We start from the raw sequence: 16,857 nt of genomic DNA, 5'->3' as shown, positions 1-16,857 counted from the left end.
GTGAGCAACCTCACGGGCTCGGTCGTGGGCCCGGTTGGGTGAGTGCGGAAGACAGTGCCAAGATGGACGGAGCCGGTAAGCATGGCAGCCCCGGCACGGTGGACGAGGAGACACACGTGACGCAAGCACCAGGCGAGGCCTACGACGTCGTCATCCTGGGTGCGGGCAGCGGTGGCTATGCCGCCGCGCTGCGCGCCGCGGAGCTCGGCATGTCGGTTGCGCTGATCGAGTCGGACAAGGTCGGGGGCACCTGCCTGCACCGCGGCTGCATCCCGACGAAGGCGCTCCTGCACGCCGGCGAGCTCGCCGACGAGATCCGCGAGAGCGAGCAGTTCGGCGTCAACTCGACGTTCGAGGGCATCGACATCAACGGCGTGAACTCCTACCGCGACTCCGTGGTGGCCCGCCTGTACAAGGGCCTGCAGGGCCTGGTCTCCTCACGCAAGATCGAGGTGATCAACGGATACGGCCGCCTCGTCGGCCCGGACACCGTGGAGGTGGACGGGCGCCGGGTCACCGGTCGCAACGTGGTTCTCGCCACCGGCTCCTACGCGAAGTCGCTGCCCGGGCTGGAGATCGGTGGCCGCGTCATCACCTCCGAGGAGGCGCTGACGCTGGACTGGGTTCCGAAGACGGCGATCGTGCTCGGTGGCGGCGTCATCGGCGTCGAGTTCGCGAGCGTCTGGAAGTCCTTCGGCGCGGACGTGACGATCATCGAGGCGCTGCCCCACCTGGTCCCGGCAGAGGACGAGGCGCTCAGCAAGGGCCTGGAGCGTGCGTTCAAGAAGCGCGGCATCAAGTTCTCCCTCGGCGTCCGGTTCGCGGGTGTCGAGCGGTCCGACGACGGCGTGAAGGTCACCCTCGAGGACGGCACCACCTATGAGGCGGACCTCCTGCTCGTGGCCGTCGGCCGCGGGCCATCGACGGCGAACCTCGGGTACGAGGAGCAAGGGCTGCGGATCGACCGTGGTTTCGTCCTCACCGACGACAAGCTGCACACCGGCGTCGCCAACATCTACGCCGTCGGGGACATCACCCCCGGGCTGCAGCTCGCGCACCGCGGGTTCGCGCAAGGCATCTTCGTGGCCGAGCAGATCGCCGGGCTGGACCCGGCGCCGATCACCGAGAGCGGGATCCCTCGGGTGACCTACTGCCAGCCGGAGGTCGCCTCCGTTGGGCTCACCGAGGCGCAGGCCAAGGAGGAGCACGGCGCGGACGGCGTCGAGGTCCTCGAGTACAACCTCGGCGGGAACGGCCGCAGCCAGATCCTCAAGACCACCGGCTTCGTGAAGCTGGTCCGCGCGAAGGACGGCCCCATCATCGGCGTGCACATGCTCGGCGCGCGGATGGGCGAGCAGATCGGCGAGGGCCAGCTCATCGTGAACTGGGAGGCGTACCCGGAAGATGTCGCCTCGCTGATCCACGCGCACCCGACACAGAACGAATCGCTGGGCGAGGCCGCGTTGGCCCTGGCCGGTAAGCCCTTGCACTCCCACAACTGACCACCCAAGAAGGAGACACCCGGTCATGTCGCAGTCCGTGCAGATGCCCGCACTCGGAGAGAGCGTCACCGAAGGCACCGTGACCCGTTGGCTCAAGGCCGTCGGTGAGACGGTCGAGGTCGACGAGCCTTTGCTCGAGGTCTCCACCGACAAGGTGGACACCGAGGTGCCCTCCCCCGTGGCCGGTGTGGTCGAGAAGATCCTGGTGGACGAGGACGAGACCGTCGAGGTGGGCGCCGACCTGGCGATCATCGGCGACGGCTCCGGAGGCGGCGAGTCGGGTGACGCCCCAGCAGCTGCTGCCGAGGAGGCGCCGGCCGCGGAGCCCGCCCCCGAGCCGCAGGCCGAGGCCGCCCCTGAGCCGGAGGCAGCCCCCGAGCCCGCCGCCGCCCCCGAGCCCACAGCCGCACCCGCCGCCGCCGACGCGGCCGCCGAGGAGGCCCCGGCCCCGGCCGCACAGTCCTCCGACGCTGGTTCCGGCGACCGTGAGGCCGTGACCCTGCCCGCGCTGGGCGAGTCCGTGACCGAGGGCACCGTGACCCGGTGGCTGAAGGAGGTCGGCGACGACATCGAGGTGGACGAGCCCCTGCTCGAGGTCTCCACCGACAAGGTCGACACCGAGGTCCCCTCCCCCGTGGCCGGCAAGGTCCTGGAGATCCTGGTGGCCGAGGACGAGACCGTCGACGTCGGCACCACGCTCGCGTACATCGGCTCCGGTGCCGCGGCCCCCGCCGCTGCGTCCGCACCGGCGGCGCCCGAGCCCGAGGCCGCTCCGGCGCCCGAGCCGGCCCCGGCTGCCGAGGCCCCGGCGGCCCCGTCGCCCGCGCCCGCCGCCGCGTCGCCCGCACCCGCGGCGCCGACGCCCGCCCCGGCTCCGGCCGCTCCGACCCCGGCTGCAGCGCCCGCCAAGGCCGAGCCGGAGCCCGCCAAGCCCGAGTCGTCCGACGAGGGTTCCGGCTCCTACGTGACCCCGCTCGTGCGCAAGCTCGCCGCGGACAAGGGTGTGGAGCTGTCCTCCGTCACCGGTTCCGGTGTGGGTGGCCGCATCCGCAAGCAGGACGTGCTCGCCGCCGCCGAGGCCGCGGAGAAGGCCGCCGCCGCGAAGTCGGCCGCAGCCGCCGCTCCCGCTGCCGCCCCGGCTCCGGCCGCACAGGCTGCGAAGTCGACGCCGGCGGTCTCGCCGCTGCGTGGCACCCGGGAGAAGATGTCGCGGCTGCGCAAGATCGTCGCGTCCCGGATGGTCGAGTCGCTGCAGGTGTCCGCCCAGCTGACCACCGTGGTCGAGGTGGACGTCACGAAGGTGGCCCGCCTGCGCGCCCGTGCCAAGAACGACTTCGCCGCCCGCGAGGGTGCGAAGCTGACGTTCCTGCCGTTCTTCACGCTGGCGGCGACGGAGGCTCTCAAGGAGTTCCCGAAGCTCAACGCCAGCATCGACGGCGAGGAGATCGTCTACCACGGCTCGGAGAACATCGGCCTCGCCGTGGACACCGAGCGTGGCCTGGTGGTCCCGGTGATCAAGGAGGCCGGTGACCTCAACATCGCCGGCATCGCGCGCAAGATCGCCGACCTGGCCGCCCGCACCCGGGCGAACAAGGTCACCCCGGACGAGTTGTCCGGCGGCACCTTCACGATCACCAACACCGGCGGCGGTGGCGCCCTGTTCGACACCCCGATCCTGCTCCAGCCGCAGGTCGGCATCCTCGGTGTCGGCACGATCGTCAAGCGCCCCGTGGTGGTCGCCGACGCGGACGGCGCCGAGGTCATCGCGGTCCGCTCGATGGTCTACCTGGCACTGTCCTACGACCACCGCCTGGTGGACGGCGCGGACGCGGCCCGGTTCCTCATGTCGATGAAGGGCCGGCTCGAGGAGGGTGCGTTCGAGGCCGACCTGGGCCTCTGACCCACCTCGCGTCAACGAGCAACGCCCGACGGCGGCCGTCCCCTTCGCGGGACGGCCGCCGTCTCGTCGTGGTGGGGTTCGGCGCGGTTCCCGCGTCAGCAGCGGCCCGGTCGCGAGGCGGTCGGCGCCTTGGCGTGACATGGTGCATCGAACGGAGGAAGGGGCGGACGTGAGCGCTGTCGTGCTGGCCGGGGCGTCCGGGCTGATCGGGACGGCGCTGGCCGACACCCTGCGGGCACAGGGGCGCGAGGTGCGAGTACTCGTGCGCCGCGAGCCACGGGCGCCGGGCGAGGTCCGGTGGGATCCGGACTCCGGGCTGTTGCCGGACGAGGTGTTCGACGGCGTCGCCCGGGTCGTGAACCTCGGTGGCGCCGGCGTGGGTGAGCGCCGCTGGACTCCGGCCCGCAAGGCGCACCTGATCAGTTCGCGCGTGGCGGGTACGTCGCTGATCGCCACCCGGATCAGCAGGCGCGACGAGCCGATCCGGCTGATCCAGGCCTCCGCCGTCGGGTTCTACGGGGACACCGGCGAGGCCGTCGTCCGCGAGGACCACCCCGCGGGGACCACGTTCCTGTCCGGGCTGTGCCGCTCCTGGGAGGCAGCCACCCAGCCCGCTGTCGACGCCGGTCTGCCGGTCGCCGTCGTGCGCTCCGGGATCGTGCTCAGCCGCACCGGTGGCGCCATCGGCCGGCTGAACCTGCTGCTCCGGATCGGCCTGGCCGGACCGATGGGATCGGGGCGCCAGTGGTGGCCGTGGATCACGCTCGCCGACCAGGTGGGCGCGATCGTGCACCTGCTCGACTCCGACGTCACCGGCCCGGTGAACCTGACCGCCCCCGAGCCCGCCCGCAACGCCGACCTCACCCGGACCCTCGCGGCCGCGCTGCACCGGCCGGCCGTGGTGCCGGTGCCGGCGTTCGCGCTACGCATCGCCCTCGGGGAGTTCGCCGGGGAGCTGCTGCAGTCGCAGCGGGTGCTGCCCGGGGTACTGCAGGCGGATGGCTTCGAGTTCGCGCACCCGAGCCCGGAGTCCGCCGCGCAATACCTGTACGGGTGACCCACCGGGCCGGCTCGAGGGTCAGCGACGGGAGCGTTCCAGGGCTCGGCGGGCGAACACCTGCTGCTCGGTGACGGTCCGTTCGGACCGGCCCCGGCCGACGAAGCTGACCACCCAGTGCAGCAGCGTCGTCACCTGGGACTTGAATCCGATGATGTACACCAGGTGCACCGCGAGCCAGGCCAACCAGGCGATGAAGCCGGTGAGCCGGATCCGTCCCATCTGGGTGATCGCACGGAACCTGGAGATCGTGGCCATGCTGCCCTTGTCGTGGTAGCGGAAGGCGCGGCCGGTGGGCTCCCCGCGGTGGGTCCTGCGGATCTCGGCGGCCGCGTGCCGGGCGCCCTGGATGGCGACCTGCGCCACCCCGGGCAGGTTGTCCAGGGCGATCATGTCCCCGATCACGTGGACCTCCGGGTGCCCGGGCAGCGTCAGGTCCGCCTCCACCGGGATCCGGCCCTGCCGGTCCACCCGCAGGCCGACCTGATCGGCGAGGTGCCCGGCGAGCGGGTTCGCCGCCACACCGGCCGCCCAGACCAAGGTGGCCGCCTCGACCCGCGTAGGTTCGCCGTCGGGCCCTTCGAGATCGAGTCCGTCGGCGTCGACGCCGATGACGGCGGTGGACAGTCGCACCTCGATCCCGATCCGGGCCAGCGCAGCGTGCGAGCTCGCCTGCAGTCGCGGATGGAACGAGCCGAGAACAGCTGGGGCGACGTCGACAAGGATCACCCGGGACGTCGCCGGATCGATGTGCCGGAACTCCCGGCGTAGCGTCCGTCTGGACAGTTCGGCGAGCTGCCCGGCCATCTCCACCCCGGTGGCCCCGGCGCCCACCACCACGAACGTCATCAGGCGTGCCACGTCCTCGTGCCGGCCCTGCGCCGCGGCCAGTTCGGCCAGCTCGAACGCACCGAAGATGCGTCCGCGCAGTTCCAGGGCGTCGTCGATGCTCTTGAGGCCGGGCGCGAACTCGGCGAACTGCGGGTTGCCGAACCAGGACTGGTCGGTGCCGGCCGCAACGATCAGGTGGTCGTAGCCGTGGCGGTGCGTGCGCCCCAGCGTGCTGGCCGTGACCGTCCGACGGTCCAGGTCGATGTCGCCGACCTCGCCGAGGATCACCTGCGTGTTGCGTTGCCGGGACAGCACTTCCCGGGTTGCCGGGGCGATCTCGCCGGGCGAGAGGATGCCGGTGGCTACCTGGTAGAGCAGGGGCTGGAAGAGGTGGTGACCGGTCCTCGCGATCAGCGAGACGTCCACGTCGGCGCGTCCCAGCGCACGTGCGGCGAACAACCCGCCGAAGCCCGAACCGATGATGACGACCCGGGGCCGGGTCCTGGCTGCCTGCGATGTGTGGTCCATGGGAACCAGCCTGACGTGCGGCCCATGAGGTGCCCTCCCCCTGGCGAGGGAACGGCACGCCTGAGGTTCACCCAGGTGGGTGAGCGGCCGCGCGGCCGGGTCAGGGCGCGCACTCGGCCACATCCGCGGTCAACCAGTCCGGTTCGACGAGTGCGAGCGTGAACTCCACGCATCGCGGGGGAAGGGCCGCAATGGTCGTCACGTCCGCACGTGCGGCCGCGGTGCGCTGGTGTTCGCCCTGGGTCAGGACGGCCCGCACCACGGCCTCGTCCCCTACCTGGCTCACCACTTCGACGTCCGTCACGGCCGTGGCGAGTCCGGACAACGTGACGCCGGCCGTCGCGAGCGCCGCCAGGAGCTCGGCGTCCGCCGCCGCGGCGGGCGAGCCGGGCACGCTCACGGCCGCCAGCGCCTGCGCGTCGCCCGCCGCGAGCGCCACGTCCCGCGCCGCGGTGAGAGCCGGCACCGCTGCTGGTACGGCGGTGACCGCCGACGTACCCGGCCGGCCGGTCGGGTCCTGGGTCCCGTGCGGCTCGCCGGAGCCCTGCGGGTCCGCTGCGACCGGTCCCCACCCGTTGAGGGAAGCGGCGCCCACGAGGGCGCCGAGCATCATCGCCGCGCAGGCCACCACGCGCCACCGCCGGGATCGTCGGTGGCGGGCCCGGCCGCGCGGACGGCGGACCGGCCGGCGGATCGTCTCCTCCCGTCTGGCGTGCTCACGCAGGCTGGCGCCGGCCAGGGTGCGCGCGTCCGGCAGGCGCACCGGAGCGACGTCGTACTCGGCGAGCCAGGCCCGGACGTCCGCGAGGGACGGCCGCCGCCGGGGCTCGCGCGCGGTGAGCTCCCCGAGGATCTCGCGCAGCGCCGGTCGTTCCGCGTCCGCCACCGCCCACCGGGCGACCGCGCCGATGCTGTAGAGGTCCGCCGACGCGGACGCCTCCTGCCCCGCCACGAGCTCGGGTGCGCGGAACCCCTCCGTGCCGGCGTCGGTTCCCGTTCCGCCGAGCAGGTCGACCAGCACGGGCCGGACCGCGCCCGGGTCCGGGTCCGGCAGCTCTGGTGCGCCGACCGGCGGATGGGGAGGTTGCCGTTGCTCGGCCGACCGCGCCCTCGTGTCCTTCGGGCCCGGCGGGGGCGTTCTCAGCAGGATGTTCGCGGGTGAGATGTCGCCGTGCACCACCCCGGCGGCGTGCAGTGCGCTCACCGCGTCGGCCAGCGCGGCCACCAGGCCGAGCGTCTCGGCCAGGTCGAGGCCGTGCCGCCCGGCGCGGACCGTCGCCAGGGTGGGACCGTCGATCAGTTCCTGGACCACGGCGCAGCGCCCGTCCTCGCGCTCATGCACCGCGAGTACCCGAGCCAGCCCCGGATGGTCGAGACCTCCGAGCGCACCGAGCCGACGCCGTCGGGCTCTCGCGCGGTCCTCGTCGACCGGTTCGGACACCCGGATCGCCACCGCGCGTGCGCCACGCGCCGGTGCCTCGCGGGCCGCCCACACCCGCGAAGGCGCCCCGAAGCCGAGCGGTCCCGTGATCTGGTAGCCCGGGATCTCCGGCACTGTGCCGCTCATGCGTCCAAGGAAACACCGGCGTCACGCTTCCTGCGCCGGTTATCCACAGGCCGCCCCGCGGCGCGCGTGCCTACCGGGCGATCTCTTCCTGCCTGGCCCGGCGGGCCTTGACGAAGCCGTCGATCGGCCAGACCGCCGCGACCGCGACGACGCTGACCGCGAGGACCGACGCAACGGGACCCTGTGAGCCGAGTTGCTCCACCGCGTCCGTCCAGTCGGTGCGCGCCAGGAACTCGGGATTCACCAGTGTTCCGCCGGCCAGCGTCGCCGCGATCGGCAGCGCCGCCGCGGCGGCGAGCACCAGGCTTGCGAAGACGAACCGGTAGGACCAGCGCCCGTGCCGCAGGAGCAGGAGCCAGAACACCAACTGGGCCACCAGCACCGCCAGCAGGTACCACTGGAGCCAGGCCCAGGTCGCGGGCTCGAAGAACGGCACCGGACCCGCGCCGTCCGGCGACGGGATCAGCCCGGGCCCGACGAGGATCACCAGCGCGGTGAGCACGATCAGCACGAGGTTGCTCACGACGTCGAGGCGAAGCTGGTTGCGCGGCGGCTCGACCACGACCGGAAGTTCCTCCGGCTTCCACTCGAGGACGGACTTACCGCCGCTGACCCGGTCGATGAAGGCGAACACCGCCGTCGTCCAGAAGGCAAGGTGCACCGTGACGTTGATCAGCACCACGACCGTGCCGCCGTAGATCTCCCCGATGCCGGCACCGGAGATCAACTGCCCCAGCACGTAGGCGAATGCGACGCACGGCAGCACGATCGCGAGCAGCAGCCGCAGCAGGCGCTTCCAGAGGAGGTAGTGGGCCGGGCCGATGAGTTGCAGCGGCCGGTCGGCGTAGGCGGCCGCGAGTGCGTCAGGGTTGCCGAGCTCGGTCAGCACGTCCAGCTCCGCCGCCTCGCGGTCCGCCCCGGCGTCCACCTTCGCATCGATCGAGTCCCCGATCCGCTCGGCGAGCTCGCTGCGGAACTCGGTGCGCTGCGTCTCCGGGACGCTACGCGCGGCAGCGAAGAGATAACGGTCGGTGAGTGTCGGTGTTGTCATGATTCCCCTCGTTCGATCAGGCCGCGCAGCGCGGCGTCCAGTCGGTGCCAGTCGTCGGTGAGGACCCGGGCGAGCCGGTCCCCTTCGTGCGAGGTGCGATAGAACTTGCGAGGCCGCGCCTCCCCCGTGCTCCACTCGCTCGTGACCAGGCCCTGCTTCTCGAGCCGGCGAAGCAACGGATAGAGCGTGTTCGCGTCGACGTCGATGCCGTCGGCACCCAGTGACTCGAGCAGCGCGTAGCCGTAGTCGGGAGTGCGCAACCGGAGCAGGCACGCGAGGCCGACGGTGCCACGCCGCAGCTCCTGCCGGTGGCCCGCCTCGATCTCGTCCTCGCCCATGCCTCACACTATACTGTGTGTCACACACTAGTGGAAGACGAACGGTCACCGGACCGACGCAGACTGCCCTACGAGGCCGGTGTTCCGGGGCCGGACGGTGCTTCCGCGGAAGCGCCCCAGTGACGTCACACGTCCGCGGAAGCAGTCTCCACACGTGCTCGGGGACCGTCGAGGATCGGAACGCCGTCCGGCCACGTGAGCTCGGTGAGCCACATCGTGCGCCCCGGCGCCTGGGCGCCGACTGCGTCCGGTGGCCACGCGTGGTGGACGTACCAGGTGCGCCCACCGGTCTCGACGACCATCCCGTGCCCGGGCCCCGCGGCGGCGTCCGTACTGCGCATGAGGGGCTCATCGGACGGTTTCGTGTACGGCCCGAGCACGTCGTCCGCGACGGCGTAGCCCACGCCGTAGTCGGCTGACGCGTAGTCGTTCGCCGAGTAGAAGAGGATGTACTTGCCGTCATGGATCCACAGGGAGGGCCCTTCGACGAGGTGGCCCTCCCAGGTCTGGTCATGCGTGAGAAGCCTGCGTGGCTCCCCGACGAGTTCGAGCCCGTCGGGGGACAACTGCTGGAGGTACAGCCAGCTGTCGATGCCGATGTGGTTGCCGTCGTTCTTCCACAGCAGGTACCGGGTGCCGTCGACGTCGGTGAACGGGCTCGCGTCGATCGATCCACCCTCGTCGTGCTGACCGATGAACGGCACCTCGGCGGTGTCTTCGAAAGGCCCCTCGGGTGAGGCGGCGACGGCGATCCCGATGCACTGGTTCCGGGTCACCCGCTCCATCGCGGTGTAGTAGGCCACGTAGCGGTCGGAGCCGAACGCCGCGATCTCAGGAGCCCAGTGGCGTCCGGCGACGGACCATGGAGCCGGTCTCGGCATGCCCTCGCCCACCACCTCCCAGGTGATCAGGTCATCCGATCGCAGGATCGGAAGCGTGCCGACCTCGCCCTCGGTGGCGTAGCCGTACCACCGACCGTCCACCTCCAGCACGAACGGGTCGGGAAGTTCCGGTCGTGGACGGGGTTCGTGAAGGCCACGGTGTCACGGGCGCTCACTGAGCCTCGAACACACGGACGTGGTCGAACGTGGCGACCGCCGACGGGGTAGCGCCGCCGCCGGCGTACAGCCCGATCTGAGGGTCGGATCCGGCCGGCAGCGTCCACGTCGCTCCCCATCGCCAGGTCTCGCCATCGCGTGACGTCGCCGAGCGGTAGAGCAGGTCGCCGGTGGTCGGATCGACGGTGTGGTGCAGCTGCAGCCACATCGTCGGCGCGACGGGCCCGCCGAGATGGGCTCCCCAGTTGAACCGCCCGTCCTCCACGAGTTCCTTGCCGAACTCCGCCTGCCGGCTGCTCCAGATCGCCACCGTGCCCAGCCGGAGGAAGTCGTCGTCGGTGTTGCGGACGATCAGCCCGGCCTGCTGGTAGTTGCGGATCGTGTCCACGCCGAGGTCGAGGGTCACACGGGTCTGCATGATCCACTCACCCTCCGGTGCGTCCCGGAGCAGGAGGGCTCCCGTGTTGCCCTCGCCGACGATATCGACCGACTCGAGCGGCCACTGGAGCTGGGTGTCGGTCACCGTGGTCTGCGTGGGGCGCACCCACTCCCAGCCGGGCTGCAGGTCACCCTCGAACTCCTCGGCGAAGAGCACGGAGCCGGGTTGGGGCTCGGCGACCCGCTCGGTCACCGGGGTGTGCGCCGCGACCACACTGAGGTTGTCCACCTGCACGGCACCGCCGGTGGCCACCAACTCGACGGGTCGCTGCTTCTGCGCGCCACGCGGCAGGTCGACCGCCACCTCGGCGAGCACGTCGCCGAGACGGCTCTCGGACAGGACCGTGTGCAGGACGCCGTCGCGCACCTCTACGGTCAGCGACGTGAAGGCGTCCGGGGTGAACAGGTTCGTCAATGGGGCCACCTCGACGGTGGTGTGTTGACCCTGCGTCACCTCCGCACGGAGCTCTCCGGTCGTCCGGTCGACCGTGACCACGATCGCGTTGCGTCCGGCGTGCGCCAGTTCGACAGCGAACGTCCGGGCGTCGCCGAGGAAGCGGACGTCCGCCTCAACGCGCACGTCGCTCGGGGCCGGTCGGTTCGAGACCACGCTCGCGGTGCCCCCGAGCGGGTCGAGCACACCCACCCCGGCCGCGTCGTTGAGGTCCTCGACCGCCGCCCGCCAGGTTCCCGAGGTGACCCGCAGGGCCTCGTTCGCGGCCGGGTCCCCCTGGTCGATCCCGAGTGCCGATCCGGTCACCGGTCCGGTCAACGATCCCTGCGTCGGTCCGGCACCGGCGTTCGCGACCGGCCAGCCATCGATCCAGTCCAGTCTGTCGACGAACGTGGGCCGCTCGTTGATACCACCGGGCGCATCGAGCCAGGCATCGTCCCGCTCGATGCCGTGATAGAGGATCCAGTCCTGACCGCTGGTGTCGGTGAAGATCGCATGGTGCCCCACCCCGATGATGGAGTTGCCGTTCTGGGCGAGGACCTGCGTGCCGCCCACCCGGGAGTCGAGCAGCGAGACACCCTCGTGGTCGACGAACGGGCCGAGCGGTGAGGTGGACCGGCCCGCGTACACGCTGTACCCGGTCACCGGGCCGGCGCAGCAGTTCGCGGACGACGCGGTGAGGTAGTAGTAGCCGTCCCGCTTCACCACGAACGAGCCCTCGTAACGATCGGGCCGCGCCACCCGGGTGGCCGCACCGACCGCCGTCAGCCCACTCTCGTCGAGCTCGGTGACCCACAGGCCGCCGTGGTACCCGCCGAAGTACAGGTACCGGACACCATCGTCGTCGACGAACAGCGCGGGGTCGATGGTGTTGAAGTAGCCGCCACCGCCGTCGGGCCGGGGCTCGACGACGGCGGCGCCGGAGTCGGTCCAGGGTCCGGCCGGGGTGGGTGCGGTAGCGGCGCCGATCGCATAGTTCGACCCGCCTGGGTCTGCCACCGTGTCCGTCACGGTGTAGTAGAGGACGTACTGCCCGGCCACGTACCGGATGTCCGGTGCCCACAGGAACGATCCCGACGTCGCCCAGTCGGGCCGGGTCTCGTCGTCGAACACCGTGCCCAGATACTCCCAGCTGGAGAAGTCCTGGCTCCGCGCGATGTGCATCAGTCCGAACGGGCTCGGCGCCTCGGTGAGCGGGTCGCTCGTCGCGTACATGTACCAGTAGCCGTCCTTGCCACGGATGATCGCGGGATCGGCGTAGGTGTCGGAGAACTCGTCCGAGATCGGGTTCGTCACGGTCGCAGCCGGCGGGCTCGACGACGACGGGGCCGGGTCGGCCGTCGCGGCCTGGAGCCCCGAGCCGAGCAGGCACAGGCTTGCGGCAGCGGCAAGGACCGCACGGAGGGTGGGACGCATGGGTGTCAACCTTTCGGACCGCGACAGCTTCGATGATGTGGCGCCTGCGTCTTGTCTAGCGAACTACTCCAACGTTGTAAAGGGGCTGGGTACGTGCTCAGTGGCCGGCGAGCGTCACGTCGGTGCTACCGGGCCACGTCTTCAGCGACCAGCCATCCGCGTCCACGTGCACCTCGGCGACGCCGCACGGCGGGATCCACCGCGCGGCGGTCATCCCCGGCTCCGCGGCCGCGAGGTGCGGCAGCACGAGCGACATCGCACCGCCGTGACTGATCACCAGCACCGTCTCGCCGCGGAACCGGTCGGCGATCTCCTCCGCCGCGCCGGCGAACCGAGTCACGACCTGCGCGCCGGACTCCCCGCCCGGCAGGGCGGCGCCGAGGTCACCATCCACCCAGCGGCGCATCACCTGCAGTGCCCGGGCTTCGCCGTCGGGCGTCACGGCGTCCGGACCGAGGTCGAACTCGACCAGACCTGGCAGCGCCTCGGGCTTCAGCCCGAGCTCCGCACCGACGACGGCGCCGGTCTCGACCGCCCGGCGCAGGGTGCTCGTGAACAGCCCGGCCACCCTGCGGTCCCGCAGCGACGCGGCGAGGGCGCGGGCCTGGGCGACGCCGTCGGGGGTGAGGCCGAGGTCGCCGTCCGTCCCGGGCTCCGGCTCATAGGCCTGCCCATGCCGCGCCACCAGCACCACCGCCGCGCACTGCAGATCACTCATCCGTTCGACGGTACTCCAGGCTGAGTGCGTACGGCGGCCGCTCGTCCACCGTCCCCTCCCGGGTCAGCTCGTGTGCTCGATGACCCGGGCCCGGAGCGGTGCAACGGTGAGCGAGCCCGATGTGCGCATGCCCGTGGTGAGCTCCCGGCCCCCGCCCTCCGGCACCTCGACCAGCGCCTCGATATCGGTGGGGTTCACCACGACCGTCCACGTCCGCAGGTCCTGGCTCTGCACCCGCCATGCCCGGGCTCCGCCGGTCGCCGGCACCGCAACGCAGTCCGGCATCGACGACTGCGGACCAGCGTCCTCGACGTGGACAAGATACGCGGCGTCGACGATCCGCGTCCGCGGCGGTACGTAGGCCGGACCGCCGAACGCGCCGATCGCAAGGGTCTCGACGCCCAGCGAGCGCAGCGCGGGACCTCCATGGGGTGTCGGCCGGCGCAGCAACTGCACGGGCTGCGCGTCCAGGGACCGAACGGTGAGCCGACCGTCCACACAGACCTGGGGTCCCAGATCGCGCAGCGAGTCCTCGGCGGCCGGGCCCTCGAGGTCGATGGTCTCGTGCTGTGTTCGCAGCACCCGCTGGTGCGCGTTGTAGGCGTCGTTCGGGATGCCCAGGTTCAGCCCGTGACCGCCGAGCAGCCCGACGTACCAGTCCGGCGTGGTGACGATCTGGAGGCCCAGTACCGTGGCGTCGTCGGGGAGGGCGACCATCGCGATGATGCTCTCGGCCCCGGGCCCGCCGCTCCAGCCCTCGCCGATCGAGAGTTCGACGCCCTCGGCCACCTGACCGACGGTCGCGAAGCCGCCGGCGAAACTGCCCTGCCAGTAGTCCAGGACCCGCCGGGACGGCTTGCCGGAGGTGTACTCGCCGAGTGCCGCCTGGGCGCCCTCGAAACTGAGCTGCGGGGCGAGGTTGAGGTGGTATTCCGCGAGGTCGCCCTGCTCGACCGGCAGGCACAGGCCCTGGGTCGTAGTGAACGCACGCCAGCTGTGTGAGGCGAACCGCCGCGCACCCCGGCTGGCCAGTACTCCGTGTTCGTCGTCGTGCCAGGCGTCCGAGCGTTCCGGAGCGTCCGCGGGCACCAGAGGGTCCGGCGACTGCTCCGCGACCGCGTCCTGGGCCGGCGGATCGGCTGCCATCGTGCGCGCGCCATCGAGATTGGCCGCAATGACCGCCAGGGCGTTGGCCCGGTCCGACTCGAGCCGCACGTAGTAGTACGGGCGCTCCCGGGCGAGGTGATCGAGTCGCCGGTCGTAGAAGGCGCCGCTCTCGCTACGTTCGGCATCGACCATGCCCAGGTAGGCCGTGACCAGGTCGGCGGCCCCGGCGTCGCCGAGGTGGTGCTCGGCGTAGAGCGCGCCGACGGGCACGTACTCCTGGCAGTACGCATACCGGACTCGACTGTCGCCGCCGATCCGGATGAGTCTGCCGTCCGGCGTGACGCATGAACTCAGCCGCTCCCAGAGCACGTCCTGATGCAGGTGCAGCAACTCGGGCACGGGCAGGCCGGCACGCACTTGGTCGAAGTGCAGCAGGGCGGCCTGACTGGTGCAGATGGCCATGTAGCCCGCGTTGAGGTAGCCGTGATGGTCCAGCGCCATCGAGTCGAAGAAGTTGGCACCCAGGTGCCGGTCCCGAAGCGGCTGCCCGTCGTACATCGTCTCGTCGGTGGCGTCGGCCGCAAGGGACACGCCGTTCGCCAGGAACCGCAGGGCCACCTCGCGGAAGCGCGGAGCGTTCTCCTCATCGGGCCAGCGCGTGGCGGTGCGCCACAGCAAGGCACCGTTCCAGAGGTTCGACTCCGGATCGTTGCGACCGGCGGCGTTCCAGAGGCCGGCCTTGACACCCGGTTCCGCACCGCGCCGGTAGTCGGTGCTGAGCCACTCCGACTCACTCACGAGCACGGACCGCGCACCGGCGTCCAGGCTCGTCCCGGTTCGCCCGCGCAGGAGATCCACGCCGAACCAGGCACGCTCGATGCCGAGCGCGCTGATCCAGGTGTGCCCCCATTGCGTGCCGTCCGTGCAGGCCCCGGTGCCCGACAGGTGCGAGTCCCAGGCGAACCGGTAGCTGGCCTCCGCCCGCCGGAGGGCCAACTCCCTGGTCGCGGGATCCTCGTGGTGGACCGCGACGACGGCTGCCGCCGACGCGTACTTGAGGTTCGTCTGCGAGCCCCAGTGGTTGTAGCCGGAACCGAACCAGCCGGTGCCGTCCGGGCCATCGGTCCACCACGGCTCCATCGCGTGCAGCCAGGCGCCGAGGTACGCCACGATCCGCGCCTGCTGCCCTCCGATGCCGTCCTCGCGCGTGTGGTTGGCACGCTGCGCCGTCACGTTCATCGGGCGGTCACCCCTGCAGCTCGTCGTACGCCGCCTGGTACTCGGCGAGGATGTCCGCCCCGCCGCCGGCATTGAACTCCTCGACGGCGGCGCTCCAGTCGCTGACCGGGCGGCGCCCGAGCATGATGTCCAGCTCGGCGTCCCCCAGTGCGCCCTCGAGGGACGCGAGCTTGCGGCTGGCCGTCTCGGAGTACAGCCCGAGCGTCGGGTCCTGGAACGACTTCTCGGTGACCCGGTTCTGCTGGTCCCATGCAGCCTGCACCACGGCCTCGCGGTTGGGCGCATAGATCACCCGCGCGGCGTCGGCGATGTAGAGGGACCCGATGTTCACCTCGCTCGCGGCATCCGTCGGCACCGGGTCCGAGCCTTCGAGCTCGAAGTTGACGCCGTCGATGCCGAACTTGCAGAACAGGTACTCCTCGGTGCCGAACGGGGCCGCGAGGTAGTCGGCCACCCGCAGCAGGGTCTCGGCCCGGTCGGCCGAGCCCGCACTGATCGCGGTGATCCCGTAGTTCGGGTTCGGCACGAACTGGGTCCCGGTGCCGCCGTCGAACCCGATGACCGGTAGGGCCTGGATGTTCAGCCCCGGCACGGAGCCGTGCTGGACGTACAGGCTGAACCAGGCGATGAAGGAGTCCTCGTGGAAGATCGACCTGCCGGCACCGAACCAGTCCTTCCTCGTCGACGTCGGTGCGGACGCCGCATCCGGGTTGACCACGCCCGCATCCTGGAGGGCGCGCACGGCCTCCAGCGCCTGCTCGTGCCGCTCGTCGCCGAGGGTGCTGGTGAACGTGCCGTCGACGATCATCCAGTAGCTCGGCACGTCCACCGTGGCACGCGCGTAGGCCAGTGGCAGACTCCCCCAGGCCCACGTGTTCCCGCCAGTGAGCTCCTTCGAGATGTCGCTGAGCTCCTCGAAGTTCTGTGGTGTCGCGGTGATGCCGGCGGCCTCCAGCAGGTCCTGGCGGGCGAAGAGCGTCGGCAGGTTCACCAAGCCGCGCTGGATCGGGATGGCGCGGATCCGGCCGTCGAAGATGCAGTCCTGCCACGACGCGGTGGGGATGTTCGCCAGGCCGGGGTAGTCCGCGATGGCGTCGCCGCTGAGGAAGTCGGTGAGGTCGGCTGCCTCGGAGGCCATGAACTGCGGCAGGGACTGGGTCGAGCCCACGTGGAAGAAGTCCGGCAGCGCGCGCCCGGCAACCGTGGTCGCGAACTTGGCGTCGTACTCACCGCCCGGGGTCAACGTGATGTGCAGTTCCGAGCCGAGCCGTTCGTTCATCTCCTGCCAGAACGCGTTCTGGTCCATGGCGGGTGGAAGCGCGAACGAGGTCGGCCCCATCGCCGTGATGGGCTCGCCGTCGCCGGGGGTGCCCGTCGAGATCGTGGCCGGGCCGGCCGGGTAGGCGAAGAAGCCGCTCGACGTGCGTCCGTCCTGCACGGGGAGATCGGCTTCGACGCCCTCGTACGGGATGTAGGCCGGCAAGGCAGCCGCCGAGCCGCCGCCCGAGCCGCCCTGGCTGGTGCTGCTGTCACCGTCGGAGTCGCTCGAGCAGGCCGAGATGCCGGCCAGTGCGGCGATCCCGAGACCGGTCGTGAGGACGGCTCGACGGGAGGGGTGACGGGGGTGCGCGGACATGGGTCCGTCCTTCCATG

The 16,857-nt window shown here is 71.4% G+C and carries 12 protein-coding genes; 3 read left to right on the top strand and 9 right to left on the bottom strand.

Features of this window, described 5'->3' with window-relative positions:
* Positions 1-116: 116 nt before the first annotated feature.
* The 3 genes from lpdA to KCQ71_RS05510 all read left to right on the top strand — a co-directional run bounded on the left by lpdA (position 117) and on the right by KCQ71_RS05510 (position 4,459).
* Positions 117-1,502: a dihydrolipoyl dehydrogenase gene (gene lpdA / locus KCQ71_RS05520; RefSeq protein WP_223403687.1), complete on the top strand. Its 1,386-nt coding sequence runs from the start codon at positions 117-119 to the stop codon at positions 1,500-1,502.
* Positions 1,503-1,527: 25 nt separating this feature from the next.
* A complete protein-coding gene (gene sucB / locus KCQ71_RS05515; RefSeq protein ID WP_223403685.1) occupies positions 1,528-3,402 on the top strand; it encodes a 2-oxoglutarate dehydrogenase, E2 component, dihydrolipoamide succinyltransferase in 1,875 nt (624 codons plus the stop codon).
* Between the two features lie 169 nt (positions 3,403-3,571).
* The gene (locus tag KCQ71_RS05510; protein ID WP_223403683.1) at positions 3,572-4,459 is read left to right on the top strand and encodes a TIGR01777 family oxidoreductase; all 888 of its coding nucleotides are present in this window, start codon (positions 3,572-3,574) and stop codon (positions 4,457-4,459) included.
* A 21-nt stretch (positions 4,460-4,480) separates the two neighbouring features.
* Here the strand turns inward: KCQ71_RS05510 and KCQ71_RS05505 are convergent, their stop codons facing one another.
* From KCQ71_RS05505 to KCQ71_RS05465, 9 genes are all read right to left on the bottom strand, one after another.
* Positions 4,481-5,818, bottom strand: a complete 1,338-nt coding sequence (locus tag KCQ71_RS05505; protein ID WP_223403682.1) for an NAD(P)/FAD-dependent oxidoreductase — start codon at positions 5,816-5,818, stop codon at positions 4,481-4,483.
* A gap of 100 nt (positions 5,819-5,918) precedes the next feature.
* Positions 5,919-7,385 carry a protein kinase domain-containing protein gene (locus KCQ71_RS05500; protein ID WP_223403680.1) on the bottom strand — a complete coding sequence of 489 codons (1,467 nt, stop codon included), beginning with the start codon at positions 7,383-7,385 and terminating at the stop codon, positions 5,919-5,921.
* A 70-nt stretch (positions 7,386-7,455) separates the two neighbouring features.
* A complete protein-coding gene (locus KCQ71_RS05495; RefSeq protein ID WP_223403678.1) occupies positions 7,456-8,436 on the bottom strand; it encodes a hypothetical protein in 981 nt (326 codons plus the stop codon).
* Positions 8,433-8,774 (bottom strand): PadR family transcriptional regulator, encoded by a 342-nt coding sequence (locus KCQ71_RS05490; protein WP_223403676.1) that lies wholly within the window; start codon positions 8,772-8,774, stop codon positions 8,433-8,435. Before KCQ71_RS05490 ends, KCQ71_RS05495 begins: the two co-directional genes overlap by 4 nt.
* A gap of 125 nt (positions 8,775-8,899) precedes the next feature.
* A complete protein-coding gene (locus tag KCQ71_RS05485) occupies positions 8,900-9,766 on the bottom strand; it encodes a glycoside hydrolase family 43 protein (RefSeq protein ID WP_223403674.1) in 867 nt (288 codons plus the stop codon).
* Between the two features lie 61 nt (positions 9,767-9,827).
* The gene (locus KCQ71_RS05480) at positions 9,828-12,140 is read right to left on the bottom strand and encodes a glycoside hydrolase family 43 protein (RefSeq protein ID WP_223403672.1); all 2,313 of its coding nucleotides are present in this window, start codon (positions 12,138-12,140) and stop codon (positions 9,828-9,830) included.
* A gap of 97 nt (positions 12,141-12,237) precedes the next feature.
* Positions 12,238-12,858 carry a histidine phosphatase family protein gene (locus KCQ71_RS05475; RefSeq protein WP_223403671.1) on the bottom strand — a complete coding sequence of 207 codons (621 nt, stop codon included), beginning with the start codon at positions 12,856-12,858 and terminating at the stop codon, positions 12,238-12,240.
* A 63-nt stretch (positions 12,859-12,921) separates the two neighbouring features.
* Positions 12,922-15,204, bottom strand: coding sequence for a hypothetical protein (locus KCQ71_RS05470; protein ID WP_223403669.1), 2,283 nt, complete (start codon positions 15,202-15,204; stop codon positions 12,922-12,924).
* 7 nt (positions 15,205-15,211) lie between these two features.
* Positions 15,212-16,840 (bottom strand): extracellular solute-binding protein, encoded by a 1,629-nt coding sequence (locus KCQ71_RS05465; protein ID WP_223403667.1) that lies wholly within the window; start codon positions 16,838-16,840, stop codon positions 15,212-15,214.
* Positions 16,841-16,857 lie beyond the last annotated feature (17 nt).

This window comes from Occultella gossypii (assembly GCF_019947135.1).
GTDB lineage: Bacteria > Actinomycetota > Actinomycetes > Actinomycetales > Beutenbergiaceae > Occultella > Occultella gossypii.
This window is presented reverse-complemented; position numbering and strand designations above follow the sequence as displayed.